This window comes from Micromonospora sp. NBRC 101691 (genome assembly GCF_030269285.1).
GTDB lineage: Bacteria > Actinomycetota > Actinomycetes > Mycobacteriales > Micromonosporaceae > Micromonospora > Micromonospora echinospora.
This window is the reverse complement of sequence record NZ_BSTB01000005.1, coordinates 14,882-31,297: the sequence shown is the minus strand read 5'-3', so window position 1 is coordinate 31,297 and position 16,416 is coordinate 14,882. Positions and strand designations below refer to the sequence as shown.

Sequence of the window (16,416 nt, the reverse complement as noted above, 5' to 3'; positions counted from 1 at the left end):
CCGCAGCATGCCAGGTGCAAACGCTCTCCCGTCACTCGCCCCCGGCGGTGACGCGGGGCGGTCGGTGTGGGGTTGCAGGGGTCCCTGCTACGCAAAAAGCGGTAGCAGGGGACCCCTGCAACCACGAAGCGGCGGGGGCGGCGGACACCCCGGGCGGGCGACCAGGCACGCTTGTCGGTATGCGTGAACCATGGGTGGTCGGGGTCTCCGGAGCCTCCGGTACGCCGTACGCGGCGGCGGTCCTACGCGGGCTGCTCGACGCCGGGGCGGCCGTCGACCTGGTCGTCTCCCGGGCGGCCCGGCTGACCGTCCTCGACGAGACCGGCCGGCCGTTCCGGGACGGGCACTGGCGGGAGGACCTGGGCGACTGGCTCGGGCGCGACCTCGACGGAGCCGATCTGCGGTACTGGTCCGCCGGTGACCTGGCCGCCGGTCCGAGCAGCGGCTCCTACCGGGTACGCGGCATGGCGGTGGTGCCGGCCAGCACCGCGGCCTGCGCGGGCATCGCCATCGGGCTCTCCAAGGACCTGTTGCAACGGGCTGCCGAGGTCAACCTCAAGGAGCGGCGGCCGGTGGTCGTGGTGCCCCGGGAGACCCCGGTGACCCGTAGCCACCTGGAACACCTCATCGCGCTGCTGGACGCCGGGGCGGTGGTGCTGCCCGCCAGCCCCGGTTTCTACGGTGCCGGGGCGTCCGCCTCCGCCCAACAGCTTGTCGATTTCGTCGCCGGCAAGGTGCTGGACGCGCTGGGCGTACCGCACACGCTGTTCCGTCGGTGGTCCGGGGAACTCGGCGCGGCCCTGGACTGACCCGCCGACCCGGTGGGACGGGACACGGACCGGCGGCCTGCGCCCGGTCCGCGTGACCCGTCGTCCGGTCAGTACATTCCGGCGTTGGCCGGCCCCGGGCCGGTGGAAGCCGTCGGTCCGACGTTGCGCGGCCGGTTCGCCACGTCCTCCCCCTCGTCGAGCATGCCCTCCCCCTCGAGCAGCGCCCGCACCTCGGATTCCCGAAAACGGCGATGCCCGCCTGGAGTCCGGATGCTGCCGATCCGGCCGGCCGCCGCCCATCTCGTGACGGTCTTCGGGTCCACCCGAAACAGCGCGGCCACCTCGCCCGGTGTCAGCAGGCGATCTCCAGTGTCCACAGCCCCCTCCTCGCGTCGACGAAGCCCTCGGCTGAACACACTGCCCCCGGCCGGTGCGAGCCCAGAGCCGTCATGAGGGACGTATGGCAATTACAGCACCAGCGAGGTGACGCGGTCCGCCAAACGCGAAAAATGCACTGGTTGGGAACGGGAAACCGGTGGGACGTCCGACCTCTGCCATTGTCGTACGGACCCGTGAGGTCGGAATCCCGCACGCCCGCCGTTCCGGGCGCTCCGGAGACGACTAGGGTCTACAGTCCGTGGACGCCATCGACCTCAGGCTCGTGGATCTGCTGCGGGGCAATGCCCGTCTGTCGTACGCCGAACTGGCCCGTCAGGTGGGTCTTTCCGCTCCTGCGGTACACGAACGGGTCGGCAAGCTGGAGGCCGGCGGGGTCATCCGGGCGTACCGGGCGGAGGTCGAGCCCGAGTCGATCGGGCTCGCCGTCACCGCCCTGATCGGCATCGTCGAGGACTCCGCCGCCGACACCGACGACGTGCTGGAGGCCCTTCGGCAGATGCCGGAGATCGAGTCCTGCTACTTCATGGCCGGGGTGGAGTCCTTCCTGCTCAAGGCCCGGGTGGCCACGATCGCCGAGCTGGAGCGGCTCATCGTCCGGCTGAACCGCACCCCCGGAGTGGCCTCCACCCGCACCGGCATCGCCCTGTCGACGAAGTGGGAGAACCGCCCACAGCCGGGCACCCCACCCACCGGTTGAGCCGCCCCGCCCACGCGGGCCGCGCGGTACGGTGCGGCGGTGACGGATCGGGCGCTCGGGACGGCGGTGGTGACCGGTGCGGCCGGCGGGCTCGGTCACGCCATCGCCGTCGCGCTGCACGCCGACGGTTGGCAGGTGCTCCTCACCGACCTGGACGCCGAGGCCGTGGGCGCGGTCGCCGGTCCGCTCGGTGGCTGGTCCCGTCCGCTGGACGTCCGTGACGAGGCGGCCTGCGCGGCGGTGGCCACCGAGGCGGCCACCCGCGCCGGCGGCCTCGGGCTCTGGGTGAACAACGCCGGCCTCCTGGTCACCGGCCCGTCGTGGAGCCACGACGCGGCCACCCGCCGCCGGATCGTCGAGGTGAACACCCTCGGCGCGATGAACGGCACCCTCGCCGCCCTGGCGGTGATGCGCGGCCAGGGAGCCGGGCACGTGCTCAACGTCGTGTCGCTCGCCGGGCTGGTCGCCCCGCCCGGCGAGACCGTCTACGCCGCCAGCAAGCACGCCCTGCTCGCCTTCAGCCTCGGCACCCTCGCCGACCTGCGGCTGGCCGGGCACCGGGACGTACACGTCTCCTGCCTCTGCCCGGACGGGATCTGGACGCCGATGCTGCACGACCGGCTGGACGACCCCGGAGCCGTGGCGTCCTTCACCGGGACGCTGCTGTCACCGCAGCGGGTGGCCCGCCGGGCCGCCCGGCTGGCCCGGCGGCCCCGACCGGTGGTCGCGCTGCCCCGCTGGCGTGGCGCGCAGGTCCGCCTGCTCGACGCGCTGCCGGGGCTCGCGCTCCGGCTGGCCCCGCTGGTCCGCGCCGCCGGCCGGGCCGGGCAGCGCCGCCAGCGCCGGCGGATCGACGGTACGTGAATCGGCCGGTACCGCCCGGACGCGAAGGTTGCTAGTTTCTCGGCGTGACTCATCTCGACCGGTGCGACGAGGCTGTCCGGGCGTGGGTGACCGAGGCGATCGCCGCCGTGGAGGCCGACGCGAACCGGTCGGCCGACACCCACCTGCTGCCGTTCCCGCTCCCCCGGGAGTGGGGCATCGACCTCTACCTGAAGGACGAGTCGGTGCACCCGACCGGCTCGTTGAAGCACCGGTTGGCCCGCTCGCTCTTCCTCTACGGGCTCTGCAACGGCTGGATCGGCCCGGACACCACGATCGTCGAGGCCTCCTCCGGCTCGACCGCGGTCTCCGAGGCGTACTTCGCGCGGATGCTGGGGTTGTCGTTCGTCGCGGTGATGCCCGCCTCCACCTCGCCGGAGAAGATCGCCCAGATCGAGTTCCAGGGGGGCCGGTGCCACCTGGTGGACGACCCGGCCAAGGTGGTCGTCGAGGCCCGCTGGCTGGCCGAGGACACCGGCGGGCACTTCATGGACCAGTTCACCTACGCGGAGCGGGCGACCGACTGGCGGGGCAACAACAACATCGCCGAGTCGATCTACGCCCAGCTCACCCTGGAACGGCACCCGGTGCCGGCCTGGGTCGTGGTGGGGGCGGGCACCGGCGGCACCGGTGCCACCATCGGCCGGTTCACCCGGTACCGCCGGCTGTCCACCAAGCTCTGCGTGGTCGACCCCGAGAACTCCGCGTTCTACCCCGCCTGGCAGGCGGCCGACTGGTCCGTCCGCACCGGCCGGGGCTCCCGGATCGAGGGGATCGGCCGGCCCACCGTCGAGGCGTCGTTCCTGCCCAGTGTGGTCGACCGGATGGTGCAGGTGCCCGACGCCGCCTCGCTGGCCGCGATGCGGGCCGGCTCGGCGGTCCTCGGCCGGCGGGTGGGTGGCTCGACCGGCACCAACCTCTGGGGCGCCTTCGGGCTGATCGCCGCGATGCTCGCCGAGGGGCGGACCGGCTCGGTGGTGACGCTCATCTGCGACGCCGGCGACCGGTACGTCAACACCTACTACTCCGACGACTGGGTGGCCGCACAGGGGCTGGACCTGGCTCCGCACCTGGCGACCGTCGAGCGGTTCCTGGACACCGGCGTCTGGCCCGCCGCCTAGGCGGTCGGCCCGGTCCGCCCCTCCGGGGCGGGATGCGGTCAGCCGGCGGTGGGCGTCCGGCGGGAACGCCGGTCAGCGCTCCGGGACGACCCGATCGGCGAGTCCCGGGTAGTGCCGCACGTAGCCGTCGGGGTCGAGGTCCAGGTCGGCGGTGAAGTCGCCGCTGGCGAAGCGGACCCGACCGCCGTCGAGCGCCGTGTACGTCTGCTCGGCGGGCAGCACCAACAGGCTCGGCACCAGCACCCAGGCGACCTCGATCCGGCGTTCGGTGCCCGGCTCGGCGTCGCGAAGCCCGAGCCGGCGTACCGGGAGGCTGTTGAACAGCGGTGACCCGCCCAGGTCGACGTCCACCGCGTCGGCCAGTCGGTCGGGGTCGTCGGTGCCGGGCAGCCCGACCGGTGGCCGGCCGGCCGCACGGAGCGCGGCGTCGAGGTCGCCCTGCTCGTTGGTCACGACCCGCCACCGGTCCGGCTGCCGCTCCAGCCGGACCCCACGTGACCAGCCCGCCCCCTCGACCTCGACCTCCAGCCGGACGGTCGCCCACTCCGGAGTGGTGGTCAGGGTGTACCGGCAGGTGTACGGGAGGGTGTCGACGGCCAGTGCCGTACCCCGGGCGGTGAGGCCGTTGGCGTCGTCCAACCGGGTGTGCTCGCAGCCGGCGGTGTCGGCGCGGTTCCAGAACAGCGACTTCGGCATGGTCGGCATGAGCCGGACACTACGGCAGGTCGGTGCCGCCGGCACCCGGGTCGCGATACACCGTCGACGCACGGACGCCGCCGTGGTGACAGGTGCACCACGGCGGCGTCCGGTCGACGTGCCTCAGTAGCTGCGTGCGGGAGCCCGTCCGCCGAACCCGCGCCGGTCGTCGCTCCGACCACCGAACCCGCGCCGGTCGTCGCTGCGCCCGCCGTGTCCACGCCGGTCGTCGCCACGGACCGGGTAGGCCCGCTGGTCGTCGGTCCGGCTGCGGTAGCCGGGACGTTCGTCGGTGCGGTGGTGGCCGGGACGCTCGTCACCGAAGCGTCGCTCGTCGCGGCCGGTGTGCCGGGTCTCGCCCCGGTCGGCCCAGCGCCGCCCGGCCGGACCCGCGCGGTGCTCGGCCTGGTCGCCGTAGCCGCGTCCACCCGGGCTCTCGCGGTCGCCGAACCGGCCGTCGCGGTCGCCGAACCGCTGTCCGCCCCGGCCGTCGCGGTCGCCGAACCGCTGTCCGCCCCGGCCGTCGCGGTCGCCGAAGCGCTGTCCACTCCGGCCGTCGCGGTCGCCGAAGCGCCGGGGACCGCCGGGGCGGTCGCCGAACCGGCGCGGCTCCTGCGGCTCGTTCGACACCGGCACCCCACTCGGCTGCCGGGCACCGGTCAGCTCGGTCAGCTCCGGGTCACCGGCCCGGACCCGCAGCTGGCCCGGCTCGACTCCGGCCTTCTCCAGCATGGCCAGGGTGGTCCGCCGCTGCTTCGGCAGGACCAGCGTGGCCACCGCGCCGGACTCGCCGGCCCGCGCGGTACGCCCGGCCCGGTGCAGGTAGTCCTTCGGGTCCTTGGGCGGGTCGACGTGCACCACGAGCGAGACGCCGTCCACGTGGATGCCGCGGGCGGCCACGTCGGTGGCGACCAGCACGTTCATCCGTCCCTCGCGGAACTCGGCCAGCGTGCGGGTACGCATCCGCTGGGTCTTGCCGCCGTGCAGGCCGCCGGCCCGGACGCCCACCGCACCGAGCTGCTCCACCAGCCGGTCCACACCGAGCTGGGTACGGGCGAACATCATGGTCCGGCCGGGGCGGGCCGCGATCGACGCCGCCACCGCGAACTTGTCGTGCGGCGGGATCAGCAGCAGGTGGTGGTCCATCGTGGAGACGGCGGCGGTGGCCGGGGCGGTGGAGTGCGTGACCGGGTCGGTCATGAACCGCTTGACCAGCGAGTCCACGTCGTTGTCCAGAGTGGCCGAGAAGAGCAGCCGCTGGGCGTTGGCCGGCGTCTTCGCGAGCAGTTCGGTGACCTCCGGCAGGAAGCCCATGTCGGCCATCTGATCGGCCTCGTCCAGGACGGTGATCTCGACGTCGTCGAGGTGGCACACCTGCCGGGAGATCAGGTCGCCGAGGCGTCCCGGCGTGGCCACGATGATCTCCACACCGCGCCGGAGGGCGTCGATCTGACGGTCGTAGGGCACCCCACCCACGGCGGTCTTGAGGAACACCCCGACCGCCTTGCCCAGCGGCACGAGCGCGTCGTTGACCTGCATGGCGAGTTCCCGGGTGGGCACCAGCACCAGGGCCCGGGGGTGCAGCGGCCGGGCCCGGTCACCGTCGGCGACCCGGGCCAGCAGCGGCAGGCCGAAGGCGAGGGTCTTGCCGGAACCGGTCTGGCCCCGGCCGAGGACGTCCCGTCCGGCGAGAGCGTCCGGCATGGTTGCCCGTTGGATCTCGAACGGGGTGGTGATGCCCTGCCGGGCCAGTGCCCGCACGAGTGGCTGCGGGAGCCCCAGGGCGGCGAAGTCGACGTGGTCGGTGCCGTCGGTGGGGGCGGTGTCGTTGCCGCTGGTCACCAGCGGGGTGTCGAAGGCGGACGGGGACGTGCTGAGGTCAGCAAAGGTCGTCAAGAAATACCTCTCCAGCGGGGCGCATCTTCGCGATGGCCCGCCGCGAAGGTGACGCCGCCGGTTCGCCCGCAAGATCGCCCATGGGCACGCGACGACGCGCACCAGGTCAGTGATCAATACCAGTGTACGGCGACCCGCACGGTCGGCAACCGCGCCGCGACGGGGTAGTGGGCGGGCTCACCCCGACCCGTCGGCTCCGGTGCCGGCGTCGGGACGGGGACTCACCCGTTGAGCAGGTTCTCCATCAGGCCACCCATCGCGTCGTTCGCGATCAGGGCCACCGCCACGCTGATCGCGACCAGCAGCCCGAGCGAGGCCACCAGCACGATGATCACCCGGGCGTTACGGGAACGCTCGGTGGGGGTGTCGGCCCAGCCCTGGGCGAGGATGTGCCCGGTCAGGGAGCCGGTGTTCTCGACCGGGTTCCCGGTGGGCAGGGCGACCGTGGCGAAACCGGGCCCCTCGGTCACCGAGCCGCCGTAGACCGTTCCGGAGCGGGCGGACGTGCCCGGACGACCGTCGGCGCCGACGTCGTTCCCGGTGGCCGGGGCGGCAACGATCCCGTTGGGCGGCAGGTGGTGGTGCACCGGCGCGCCGCCGCTGGGCGCGAGTGGTGACGGTCCGGCCGGCACCGACCGCCCACCCGGGTCGGTCCCGGGGTGTCCGCCCGGCACGGTCGGTGGCGGCCAGGTCGGCAGGGCCGGCTCCGGGACGACCGGCGATGCCGGCGCAGTGGAGGGCAGGGTGGCCGGTGGGCCGGAGGTCGGTGGGGTCCACGGCGTGGACGGGGCAGAGTGCAGGGTGGCCGGTGGGCCGGAGGTTGGTGGCGTCCACGGCGTGGACGGGGCAGAGTGCGGGGTGACCGGCGTCGGCGGTGCCGAGACCGGGTTGCGGCCCTGGACGACCGGGGACCCCGGTCCGCCGGGCGGAGCCGGATCGGCCGCCGCCGGAGCGAAGGGCGGTGCCAGTGATCCGGGGACGGCGGCGCTGCCGCTGATCCGAGCCGGCCCCGGAGCGGACGCCGTCGCGGCAGGGGCCGGGACACCCGAGACCGGGGTGGTGGACGAGGGTCCGGACGAGATGGTGGGTGCGGAGGCCGGTGGCGGCGGGAACGGCGGTGCCGGCATCGGCCCGGGCGGTGGCGGGGGCGGGGGCGTCGGTGGGCCGGGCGGCGGCGTGGGCGGACCCGGAGTCGGCGGCACCGGACCCGGCGGAGTGGGTGCCGGACCGGGCGGGACGGGTGCCGGAGGCTCCGGCAGCGGCGGCGTCGGTGTCGGCACCGGCGGTTCGGGCAGCGGTTCGGGTCGCGGCTCCGGGACCGGGGCGGGTTCGGACAGCGGCTCGGGCTGTGGTTCCGGGACCGGGATGGGGGTGGGCCGTGGCTCGGGCTGTGGTTCCGGGGCCGGCGTGGCCTCGGTGGAGCGGTACACCTTCGCCCCGCCGGTACGCACCCCGGCGGCGACACCGGCTTCCTGCGGCGACACCCGTTGCCCGCCCGGCACGGCGGCGCTGGCCCGAGCCGGGGAGGTGGGAGCACGCTGAGCCGGGACGACCGGCCCGTCCGGCGTACCCCCGGACGGGTTGCTGATGCTGGCCCGCCCGCGAGCCGGGGCGGACGCGGCCGGCGCGGTGTCGCCGACGCCGGGCGAACCGCTCAGCGGGCGGGACCCGGCACCGGATTCGACGGTCTCGGCCGGACCCTGCTGCTCGCCCATGTTCGTCCTCCGTGCTCGCACCCGGACCCGTGGCGCCGAGCCGGGAGTGCCTGGCTCTCACGGTGCCACATTCCGGTCCGGCCGCACAGCCGGAGTTGGGTTACCGGTCAGCCACCGGTGCTCGGGCTCGCGGACCCGCTCTGCGCCGGGCTGCCGCTGGGCTCGCCGGTGCCGCTCGCCGAGGCGCTCGGCTCGCTGCCCCCGGTGCTGCTGCTGGTGCTCGGCGTCGGGGCGACCGGCGGGGTCGTCGTGGGCGTGGGGTCGGGCGACGTGGACGGCGTACCGGTCGGCTTGGGCGTCGTCGAGTTGGTCGGCGTCGGGGTGGGCGACTTGGTCGGGGCCGGCGACTTGGTCGGAGCTGGCGACTTGGTCGGGGCCGGCGACTTGGTCGGGGAGGGCGTGGGCGACGGGGTGGCCCCCGGCGCCGGCACCGCGTCGATGACCCGGGTGGCCGCGAAGAGCCGCGACCAGCGGACGGTGGAGATCTTCACCACGTCGCCGGTGGTCGGGGCGTGCACCATCTTGCCGTTGCCGATGTACATGCCCATGTGGTGGATCGACGTCCAGCTGCTGCCCGAGGCGTAGAAGACCAGGTCGCCGGGGAGTAGGGCGCTCCGGCTGACGGTCTTGCCCTTCGTGGCGTTGTACTGGTCGCGGGAGACCCGGGGCAGGCCGGAGTAGTCGGCGCCCTTCGACCGGTACGCCGCCCAGACCAGGCCGGAGCAGTCGAAACGGTCCGGTCCCTCGGCCGCCCAGAGGTACGGGTCGCCGAGCTGCGCCAGGGCGTACCGGACGGCGGCCATGGCACGCGGGTGGGAGGTGAGCCCGTTGGCGGTCGCGCCCTGGAGGTACTGCTCGCCGAGCTTCTGCTCGGCGGCCTCCTGCTGACGCTCGATCTCGGCCAGCTGGGCGGTGTTGTCCTGCCGCAGCTTGAGCAGGGCCGCTTCCTGGGTGCGGTAGTTCTTCTGGGTGGCGGTGAACTGCTCCGTGGTGGTCCGCAGCCGGCTCTCCGCCGCCGTGTACGCCTGCTGGGCGGCCTGCTCGGTGGTGCGGGCGCGGTTCAGCTCGCCGGTCGCGGCGGTGGTGGTGCCCTCGACCTCCTCGCCCCGGTAGATCCGCTCCAGCACGCTCAACCCGTGCAGGTCCGACGCGAAGCTCCCCGGCGGCAGCTTGGCAGCGGTCTTGAGCGCCTCGGCCGCGGCGGCGTCGGCCTCCCGCTGGGCTACACCGAGGGTGTCCTTGGCGAGCTTCAGGTCGCGTTCGGCGGCGACGAGCTGGGTCTTCGCCTCGGTCTGGAGTTGTTCGAGCTTGAGGAGTTCCTGCCCGAGCAGGCCCACCTGTGCCTCGGCGGCGGCGATCTGCGCGGCGAGCGGGCCGGTGCCGACCGGGGTGATCGGGGTGGTGCCGAGCGGGCCGTTGCCACCGGGGGCCCCGCCGGGCAGGTGCAGCGGCCCGGCCAGGACCGGACGTGCGCCGGTGTCCGGGACGGTCTGGGGCAGGGCGGGGTCGGCGAAGACCGGGGTGGCCATGGCCGCTGCGGCGACCATGCCGAGCAGCGCGGACCAGAGCTTGGGACGCAGGACCGGCGAAACCAGCGGGGTCCTCCGTCGCGGCCGTCGCGTGCGCTTGCTGTCGGTCATCCTGCTCCCGTCCGGCGTGGCGAAGCCGCGCCCTCCCCGAGCGCGGCGTCCGGACGCTGTGTTGCGCGCCCCACTTTGTCTTACCTCAATGTTTCGACTGTGTCGATGGTGCGGCGGTAACGACAGCCTGAGAGTCCGGTGAAGTATGTCGCTGCTGGTGCCCGTGCTCGACGGTAGGGGGAGGCCGCGACGTAGGCTCGACCGGGACCGAGGTGGAAGGGACGGGCTTTTCAATGGACGCCGGACTCAAGCGCGAGCTCGAAGCCAAGGTGTACGCGGGTGAGCGGCTGACCCGGGAGGACGGCATCGCCCTCTACGACAGCGACGACCTCACCTGGCTGGGCCGTCTGGCCCACCACCGGCGTACCGAGCTCAACGGCGACCGGGTGATGTTCAACGTCAACCGGCACCTCAACCTGACCAACGTCTGCTCCGCCTCCTGCGCGTACTGCTCGTTCCAGCGCAAGCCGGGCGAGAAGGACGCCTACACGATGCGGATCGACGAGGCCGTCCGCAAGGCCAAGGAGATGGAGGACGAGCAGCTCACCGAGTTGCACATCGTCAACGGCCTGCACCCGACCCTGCCCTGGCGCTACTACCCGAAGGTGCTGCGCGAGCTGAAGGCGGCGCTGCCCAACGTCAAGCTGAAGGCGTTCACCGCGACCGAGGTGCAGTGGTTCGAGAAGATCAGCGGCCTGCCCGCCGACGCGATCCTCGACGAGCTGATGGACGCCGGCCTGGAGTCGTTGACCGGCGGCGGCGCGGAGATCTTCGACTGGGAGGTCCGGCAGCACATCGTGGACCACGCCTGCCACTGGGAGGACTGGTCCCGGATCCACCGGCTGGCCCACAGCAAGGGCATGAAGACGCCGTCCACCATGCTCTACGGCCACATCGAGGAGCCCCGGCACCGGGTGGACCACGTGCTGCGGCTGCGCGAACTCCAGGACGAGACCGGCGGTTTCGTGGTCTTCATCCCGCTGCGCTACCAGCACGACTTCGTCGACTCGGCGGACGGCAAGATCCGTAACCGGATCCAGGCCCGGACGACGATGGCCTCGCCGGCCGAGTCGCTGAAGACCTTCGCGGTCTCCCGGCTGCTCTTCGACAACGTCCCGCACGTGAAGTGCTTCTGGGTGATGCACGGCCTCTCGGTCGCGCAGCTCTCGCTCAACTTCGGCGTCGACGACCTGGACGGTTCGGTCGTCGAATACAAGATCACCCACGACGCGGACTCCTACGGCACGCCGAACACCATGCACCGGGACGACCTGCTCCACCTGATCTGGGACGCCGGGTTCCGCCCGGTGGAGCGGAACACCCGCTACGAGGTCGTCCGGGAGTACGACCCGGCCCCGTCGCTGGCCGAGCGGCGTTCCGAGCCGCAGCAGGTGTGGGCCTGACCGTCGCCGGGCCGGTCGCCGTCGGGCGGCCCGCCTGCTCACGTACCCTGCAAGCGTCATGAGCGAGCGCGACGAGAAACGGGACGGCTTCCCCCGGCGGGACGCCGAGGGGCGGGTCGTCGCCCTGGGCGACCTGCTCGGGGTGACCCTGGCCGGTGTGGTCATCGGGGTCCTGGCCCTGGTGCTGTTCGACTGGACGTTCGAGCTGATCGGCTCGGGGGACTTCGGCCAGGCCAACGGCTGGCTCGCGGTGATCCTGCCGGCCTGGCTCTTCCTGGAGGACTTCCGCGCCTGGAGTTTCGGGGCCGCCCGGGTGGTCGCCGCGCTGGTCGCGGTGGTGCTGGGGGTGGCCGGTGGTCTGCTGGTGGCGGGGCTGGCCGACGGGTTGCCGCCGTTGGCCTCCGGCACGCTGGCGGCGACGGTCTTCACCGTCGTCTACGCCGTCGTCTGGTTCAACGGCGTGCACTGGCTGGCCCGCCGGACGGGCTGACCGCCGGCCCGCGCACGGGCTGGACAGTTGGCCCGTCGGGTGGCCGGGCACCGGCCCGGCGGACGGGCCGAGACCTCTCGCCGGACGGCTGTCCGGCGCGGGAGAACGGAGTGGAACGTGAGCGCGGCGGTCAAGTACACGCTGGGCCGGATCGGGCTGTTCACGGTCGTGCTGCTCGCCCTCTGGCCGGTCGAGCTGAACATCTTCATCAAGCTGATGGTGGCGCTGGCCTTCTCCGCCGCGCTCTCCTTCTTCCTGCTGCGTGGCTGGCGGGACGAGATGGCCGAGGAGATGGCGGTCGCGGCCGAACGCCGCCAGAGCGAGAAGGAGCGGCTCCGCTCCGCCCTGGCCGGCGACGACCAGACCGACTCCACGTCGGGGCCGGACGCCCCGCCCGCGGACCGGCCCCGCCGGTGACGGCGTACCGGCACCGACGACCGTTCCGCACACCGGGCGGGACCCGCCGGTGACCGGCGTACCGGACGGGCCCCGCGAACCGGTGGCTCGGACTACCAGTTGGTGGAGCCGGCCGGGCGGTCCGGCCAGGGGCTGTCCAGCGGCTTGACCAGGTAGACGATGCCCCCGGGACCGCCGGCGACGCCACCGCTGGCCGTGGTCCGCTTGGTCCGCAGCCAGATCTGCTCGAACTGTTCCCGCTTGTAGACGTTGCGGACCACGTCGTTGCTCGACGACGCCGGGTCGTTGACGATCACGTCACCGTCGGCGGTGAAGCCCACCACCACGAAGAGGTGGCCGGAGGTCCCGTAGTTCGCCCCGTCGAGTTCGCTGGCGAGGAAGGACTGGCTGGTCACCACCGGGATGCCGGCGGCGATGAAGCGCTCCAGCTCGTCCAGCGAGTGCAGTCGGGTGACCCGCCCCTCCAGACCACGGAAGCTGGCCGCGTACGCGGTGTTGAAGGGCCAGTTGCCGGCCCCCTCGTAGGTGTAGTCGTAGACCGACCGGGCGGCGTGGTTGACCGTCGGGTCCGGGTACGTCGGGTCGACCCAGGCGGTGTCCTCCGCGCTGGGACGGCGGCCCCAGTACTCCACCACCATCTCGGTCGAGGTGGGGGAGCACCAGGCCTGACCACCGCCGTCGTACTCGGGGTAGTGGCCGGAGTGGACCATCTGCGAGTAGCGGGGCACCGGCAGCTCGACGCCCCAGGCGATGCCCCCGGCGCTCGGGGTGACGGTGAACCGGTCGGGGACGTGTGAGCTCATCGCGCCGACCATCCGGACCACCGGGGAGACCGACTGGTCGGTCGCCCGGTACAGGGTCAGCCGGAGCTGGTACCCGCGCAGCAGCGGTCCGGCCGTCTTGTTCCGGACGGAGAGGGTGTCGGTCCAGACGTCGGAGCGCCCGTCCCCCTGGTCGTCGACGGTGGTCCGCCGGATGTCGGCGTCGCCGGAGGCCCAGCGACCCATGACGTACCACGGGGTCCGGACGTCATCGGTGTACCGGCCCTGCACCTCGACCTGGATCCAGGTGCCGGCCGGGGTCGCCGCGTTCCAGGAGGCGATCATCTCGCTCGCGTCGAAGCCGATCCGGGTGACCGGCGAGGTCCACGTGCCGTACGCCCAGGTGCGGGTGACGCCGGTGTGCGGGTCCTGGTAGGTGGTGGTGCCGGCCGGAGTGCCGAGGGTGAGCCCGGCCGGGGTGGCGACCGTGCCGGCGGCCGTGCCCCGCCGCCACTCGCCCCGGCCGGTCCAGTCCTGCCAGGTGATCTGTTCGTCGTGGGTGGTCTGGCCCTTCCGGTCGGAGCCCGGGGACGCGACGGTGGCGGTGGCGGTGGTGGCGAGGAGGGCGAACGCGGTGACGCCGACGACGGCGACCGCGCGCAGACGTGGTCCGGCCATGGAAGCTCCGCTGCTGGTAGGGGTTGATGCATCGTCGACTTTCACTATCCCGTTCGGTGGGAAGTTTCGCCAGATGTCCATCGAGGGGAAAATTTTTGCCGATGCGAGGATGCGCTTGGCATGAAAGAGATGGCCGTCAATATTGATATGACCATGTGACCGGTGGTGAAGTGTGATCCACCAGCGGAGACACTCCGCGCCGTCAGGAGGTTGGCATGGCCTTCCGAAAATCCGTCACACTCCGTCGCGGGATGGTGTTCGCCGTCAGTGCCGCGGTGGGGCTCTTCGCCGTCGTCTCCGGACCGGTGGCCGCAGAACCCCGCGCCGACCGGTCCGAACCCGTCGCCGCGCAGTACCAGGTGCACGGTCCGCGTACGGTCGACGACCGCAGCGCGGTGGCCCGCACCGGTGCCAGCATCGACGGCATCGAGCACGGCCGGCTGGTCGTCTCGGCCACTCCGGCCGAGGCCGCCGCGATCACCAAGCTCGGCTTCCGGCTCGACCCGATGGCCGCCCCGCACGACGATCACTCGCACGAATCGTCGGACGTCGGCCCTGCGGCGTTCCCGCCGGCCGACTCGAACTACCACGACTACGCCGAGTTGACCGCGGTGGTGAACAAGGTGGTCGCGGACCATCCCACCCTCGCCCGCAAGATCAGCATCGGCCGCTCGTACGAGGGCCGCGACCTGATGGCGGTCAAGATCTCCGACAACGTCGCCACCGACGAGAACGAGCCGGAGATCGTGTTCAACTCCCAGCAGCACGCCCGGGAGCACCTGACCGTCGAGATGGCGATCTACCTGCTCAACCTCTTCACCGACAGCTACGGCACCGACTCGCGGGTCACCAACGTGGTGAACAGCCGGGAGCTGTGGATCATCCCGACGGTGAACCCGGACGGCAGCGAGTACGACATCGCCACCGGTTCGTACCGGTCCTGGCGGAAGAACCGGCAGCCGAACAGCGGCTCGACGGCGATCGGCACCGACCTGAACCGGAACTGGGGCTACCAGTGGGGCTGCTGCGGCGGCTCGTCCGGCTCGCCCGGGTCGGACACCTACCGGGGTCCGTCGGCGTTCTCCGCGCCGGAGACCGCGGCGTTCCGGAACTTCGTGAACAGCCGGGTGATCGGTGGCGTCCAGCAGATCAAGGCGAACATCGACTTCCACACGTACTCGGAGCTGGTGCTCTGGCCGTTCGGCTACACCTACAACAACACCGCGCCGGGGATGACCCTCGACCAGTACAACACCTTCGCCACCATCGGCCAGCAGATGGCGAACCTCAACGGCTACACCCCGGAGCAGTCCAGTGACCTCTACATCACCGACGGCGACAGCCTCGACTGGATGTGGGGGCAGCACAAGATCTGGGCGTACACCTTCGAGATGTACCCCCGCAACGCCTTCAGCGGCGGCTTCTACCCGCCGGACGAGGTGATCACCCGGGAGACCACCCGGAACAAGGACGCGGTCCTGCTGCTCAGCGAGTACGCCGACTGCCCGTACCGGGCCATCGGAAAGCAGGGCACCTACTGCGCGTGACAGCCTGACCAGGGACGTCGAGGGCGGGCCGGCCACGCCGGTCCGCCCTCACCGTCCGTGTTGCGCTACCGTTCCCCCCGGACCACCCGCAGCGAAGCCGGTCAGAACCCGGCGCTGTCCCGCAACTGTGACGCCTTCCGCCCCGGCCCTCCGGCCGGGGGCGTTCCGGCCTCCCGGGCCGGGGCGCCGCTCCCCGCCGGGTCACCGGCCCGAGTCGGGCGGGAGGACGAGCCAGGCCGCCTGCGGAGGGTCGCGACCCGCGCTCTCGAGGAAGGGCGCCTCGCGGGCGGTCGGGCCGTGGCCCCTGTCGGCGAAGCACACTCCTCGACCGACAGGAGGCCAGATGACACGACGCACCCCTCGACTCCTCACCGTGGCGCTCGCGGTCACCGCGCTCGCGCTCGGTGCCTGCGCCGACGCGGACGACGACGAGCCGGCCACCGGCGCGAGCGGCGCGGCGGGACAGTTCCCGGTCACGGTGGGCGGACTGACCCTGGAGAAGCGGCCCGAGAAGATCGTCTCGCTCTCCGCCGCCGCCACCGAGATGCTCTTCGCCATCGGCGCGGGCCCGCAGGTCACCGCCGTCGACGAGCAGTCGAATCACCCGCCGGAGGCGCCGAAGACCGACCTGTCCGGCTTCCAGCCGAACGCGGAGGCGATCTCCGCGAAGACCCCGGACCTCGTCGTGCTCTCCGACGACCGGAACAAGATCGTCGACCAGCTCACCGCGTTGAAGATCCCGGTGCACCTCGTGCCGGCGGCGCAGACGCTGGACGACACCTACCGGCAGATCGGCGAGCTGGGCCAGCTCACCGGGCAGGCCGACGGGGCGACCGACCTGACCCGGCGGATGAAGGACGACATCACCAAGCTCGTCGCGGACCTGCCGAAGCGTGCCGAGAAGCTCACCTACTACCACGAGCTGGGTCCGGAGCTGTACACCGCGACCAGCAAGACCTACATCGGCTCGCTGTACGCGATGGTCGGGCTGGAGAACATCGCCGACGCCTCCGACGCCGACGGCAAGAGCGGCGGATATCCGCAGCTCTCCCAGGAGGTCATCGTCTCCGCCGACCCGGACTTCATCTTCCTGGCCGACACCAAGTGCTGCCAGCAGAGCGCGCAGACGGTCGGCGCGCGCGGCGGCTGGGGCGGGATCACCGCGGTGAAGAACAACCAGGTCGTCGCGCTCGACGACGACATCGCCTCCCGGTGGGGTCCGCGCGTGGTCGACCTGCTCCGCGCGATCGTGGACGCCGTGGCCAAGGCCCCGGTCGCGTGACCGTGCCGAGTTGGTAGCAGGG

General features: G+C 72.6%; 15 protein-coding genes and 1 pseudogene. 10 read left to right on the top strand and 6 right to left on the bottom strand.

Annotated features, from left to right (window positions below):
• Window positions 1–179 precede the first annotated feature (179 nt).
• Window positions 180–809, top strand: coding sequence for a UbiX family flavin prenyltransferase (locus QSK20_RS10645; protein WP_285788433.1), 630 nt, complete (start codon window positions 180–182; stop codon window positions 807–809).
• A 68-nt stretch (window positions 810–877) separates the two neighbouring features.
• Here QSK20_RS10645 and QSK20_RS10640 read toward each other — a convergent pair whose 3' ends face one another.
• Complete coding sequence (locus QSK20_RS10640; RefSeq protein ID WP_088981116.1) at window positions 878–1,147, bottom strand: BldC family transcriptional regulator; 270 nt, start codon at window positions 1,145–1,147, stop codon at window positions 878–880.
• 260 nt (window positions 1,148–1,407) lie between these two features.
• Here QSK20_RS10640 and QSK20_RS10635 point away from each other — a divergent pair, with 260 nt between their 5' ends.
• The 3 genes from QSK20_RS10635 to cds1 are packed head-to-tail and all read left to right on the top strand — an operon-like array spanning window position 1,408 to window position 3,869.
• Window positions 1,408–1,866, top strand: a complete 459-nt coding sequence (locus QSK20_RS10635) for an Lrp/AsnC family transcriptional regulator (RefSeq protein ID WP_088981115.1) — start codon at window positions 1,408–1,410, stop codon at window positions 1,864–1,866.
• 39 nt (window positions 1,867–1,905) lie between these two features.
• The gene (locus QSK20_RS10630) at window positions 1,906–2,730 is read left to right on the top strand and encodes an SDR family NAD(P)-dependent oxidoreductase (RefSeq protein ID WP_285788432.1); all 825 of its coding nucleotides are present in this window, start codon (window positions 1,906–1,908) and stop codon (window positions 2,728–2,730) included.
• Between the two features lie 44 nt (window positions 2,731–2,774).
• Entirely contained in the window at window positions 2,775–3,869 is a 1,095-nt protein-coding gene (cds1, locus tag QSK20_RS10625) for an L-cysteine desulfhydrase Cds1 (protein ID WP_285788431.1), read from the top strand.
• 72 nt (window positions 3,870–3,941) lie between these two features.
• Here the strand turns inward: cds1 and QSK20_RS10620 are convergent, their stop codons facing one another.
• The 3 genes from QSK20_RS10620 to QSK20_RS10610 form a co-directional block, all read right to left on the bottom strand.
• A complete protein-coding gene (locus QSK20_RS10620; protein ID WP_285788430.1) occupies window positions 3,942–4,574 on the bottom strand; it encodes a putative glycolipid-binding domain-containing protein in 633 nt (210 codons plus the stop codon).
• Window positions 4,575–4,688: 114 nt separating this feature from the next.
• Complete coding sequence (locus tag QSK20_RS10615) at window positions 4,689–6,461, bottom strand: DEAD/DEAH box helicase (RefSeq protein ID WP_502888879.1); 1,773 nt, start codon at window positions 6,459–6,461, stop codon at window positions 4,689–4,691.
• A 221-nt stretch (window positions 6,462–6,682) separates the two neighbouring features.
• Entirely contained in the window at window positions 6,683–7,093 is a 411-nt protein-coding gene (locus tag QSK20_RS10610) for a hypothetical protein (protein WP_285788429.1), read from the bottom strand.
• 205 nt (window positions 7,094–7,298) lie between these two features.
• Between QSK20_RS10610 and QSK20_RS10605 the strand changes: the two genes are divergently transcribed.
• Complete coding sequence (locus QSK20_RS10605) at window positions 7,299–8,003, top strand: hypothetical protein (RefSeq protein ID WP_285788428.1); 705 nt, start codon at window positions 7,299–7,301, stop codon at window positions 8,001–8,003.
• Window positions 8,004–8,283: 280 nt separating this feature from the next.
• Here the strand turns inward: QSK20_RS10605 and QSK20_RS10600 are convergent, their stop codons facing one another.
• Window positions 8,284–9,816, bottom strand: coding sequence for a C40 family peptidase (locus QSK20_RS10600; RefSeq protein ID WP_285788427.1), 1,533 nt, complete (start codon window positions 9,814–9,816; stop codon window positions 8,284–8,286).
• Window positions 9,817–10,049: 233 nt separating this feature from the next.
• On the opposite strand from QSK20_RS10600, the gene mqnE reads away from it, so the two are divergent.
• The 3 genes from mqnE (at window position 10,050) to QSK20_RS10585 (ending at window position 12,126) form a co-directional block, all read left to right on the top strand.
• A complete protein-coding gene (mqnE, locus tag QSK20_RS10595) occupies window positions 10,050–11,219 on the top strand; it encodes an aminofutalosine synthase MqnE (protein ID WP_145834532.1) in 1,170 nt (389 codons plus the stop codon).
• Window positions 11,220–11,277: 58 nt separating this feature from the next.
• The gene (locus QSK20_RS10590; RefSeq protein ID WP_285788426.1) at window positions 11,278–11,709 is read left to right on the top strand and encodes a hypothetical protein; all 432 of its coding nucleotides are present in this window, start codon (window positions 11,278–11,280) and stop codon (window positions 11,707–11,709) included.
• 117 nt (window positions 11,710–11,826) lie between these two features.
• Entirely contained in the window at window positions 11,827–12,126 is a 300-nt protein-coding gene (locus QSK20_RS10585; RefSeq protein WP_285788425.1) for a DUF4229 domain-containing protein, read from the top strand.
• Between the two features lie 92 nt (window positions 12,127–12,218).
• Here the strand turns inward: QSK20_RS10585 and QSK20_RS10580 are convergent, their stop codons facing one another.
• The gene (locus tag QSK20_RS10580) at window positions 12,219–13,565 is read right to left on the bottom strand and encodes a C39 family peptidase (protein WP_285788424.1); all 1,347 of its coding nucleotides are present in this window, start codon (window positions 13,563–13,565) and stop codon (window positions 12,219–12,221) included.
• Between the two features lie 215 nt (window positions 13,566–13,780).
• On the opposite strand from QSK20_RS10580, the pseudogene QSK20_RS10575 reads away from it, so the two are divergent.
• Both QSK20_RS10575 and QSK20_RS10570 read left to right on the top strand, forming a co-directional pair.
• A pseudogene (locus tag QSK20_RS10575) lies at window positions 13,781–15,106 on the top strand (M14 family metallopeptidase); the annotation flags it as partial.
• Between the two features lie 349 nt (window positions 15,107–15,455).
• Window positions 15,456–16,394 (top strand): ABC transporter substrate-binding protein, encoded by a 939-nt coding sequence (locus QSK20_RS10570; protein ID WP_285788423.1) that lies wholly within the window; start codon window positions 15,456–15,458, stop codon window positions 16,392–16,394.
• Window positions 16,395–16,416: the final 22 nt, after the last annotated feature.

Excerpts from the sequence above, each read along its gene's own strand:
- QSK20_RS10645 (WP_285788433.1), top strand. The coding sequence starts at position 180 with ATGCGTGAACCATGGGTGGTCGGGGTCTCCGGAGCCTCCGGTACGCCG.
- QSK20_RS10620 (WP_285788430.1), bottom strand. The coding sequence starts at position 4,574 with ATGCCGACCATGCCGAAGTCGCTGTTCTGGAACCGCGCCGACACCGCC.
- QSK20_RS10600 (WP_285788427.1), bottom strand. The coding sequence starts at position 9,816 with ATGACCGACAGCAAGCGCACGCGACGGCCGCGACGGAGGACCCCGCTG.
- mqnE (WP_145834532.1), top strand. The coding sequence starts at position 10,050 with ATGGACGCCGGACTCAAGCGCGAGCTCGAAGCCAAGGTGTACGCGGGT.
- QSK20_RS10590 (WP_285788426.1), top strand. The coding sequence starts at position 11,278 with ATGAGCGAGCGCGACGAGAAACGGGACGGCTTCCCCCGGCGGGACGCC.
- QSK20_RS10580 (WP_285788424.1), bottom strand. The coding sequence starts at position 13,565 with ATGGCCGGACCACGTCTGCGCGCGGTCGCCGTCGTCGGCGTCACCGCG.
- QSK20_RS10570 (WP_285788423.1), top strand. The coding sequence starts at position 15,456 with ATGACACGACGCACCCCTCGACTCCTCACCGTGGCGCTCGCGGTCACC.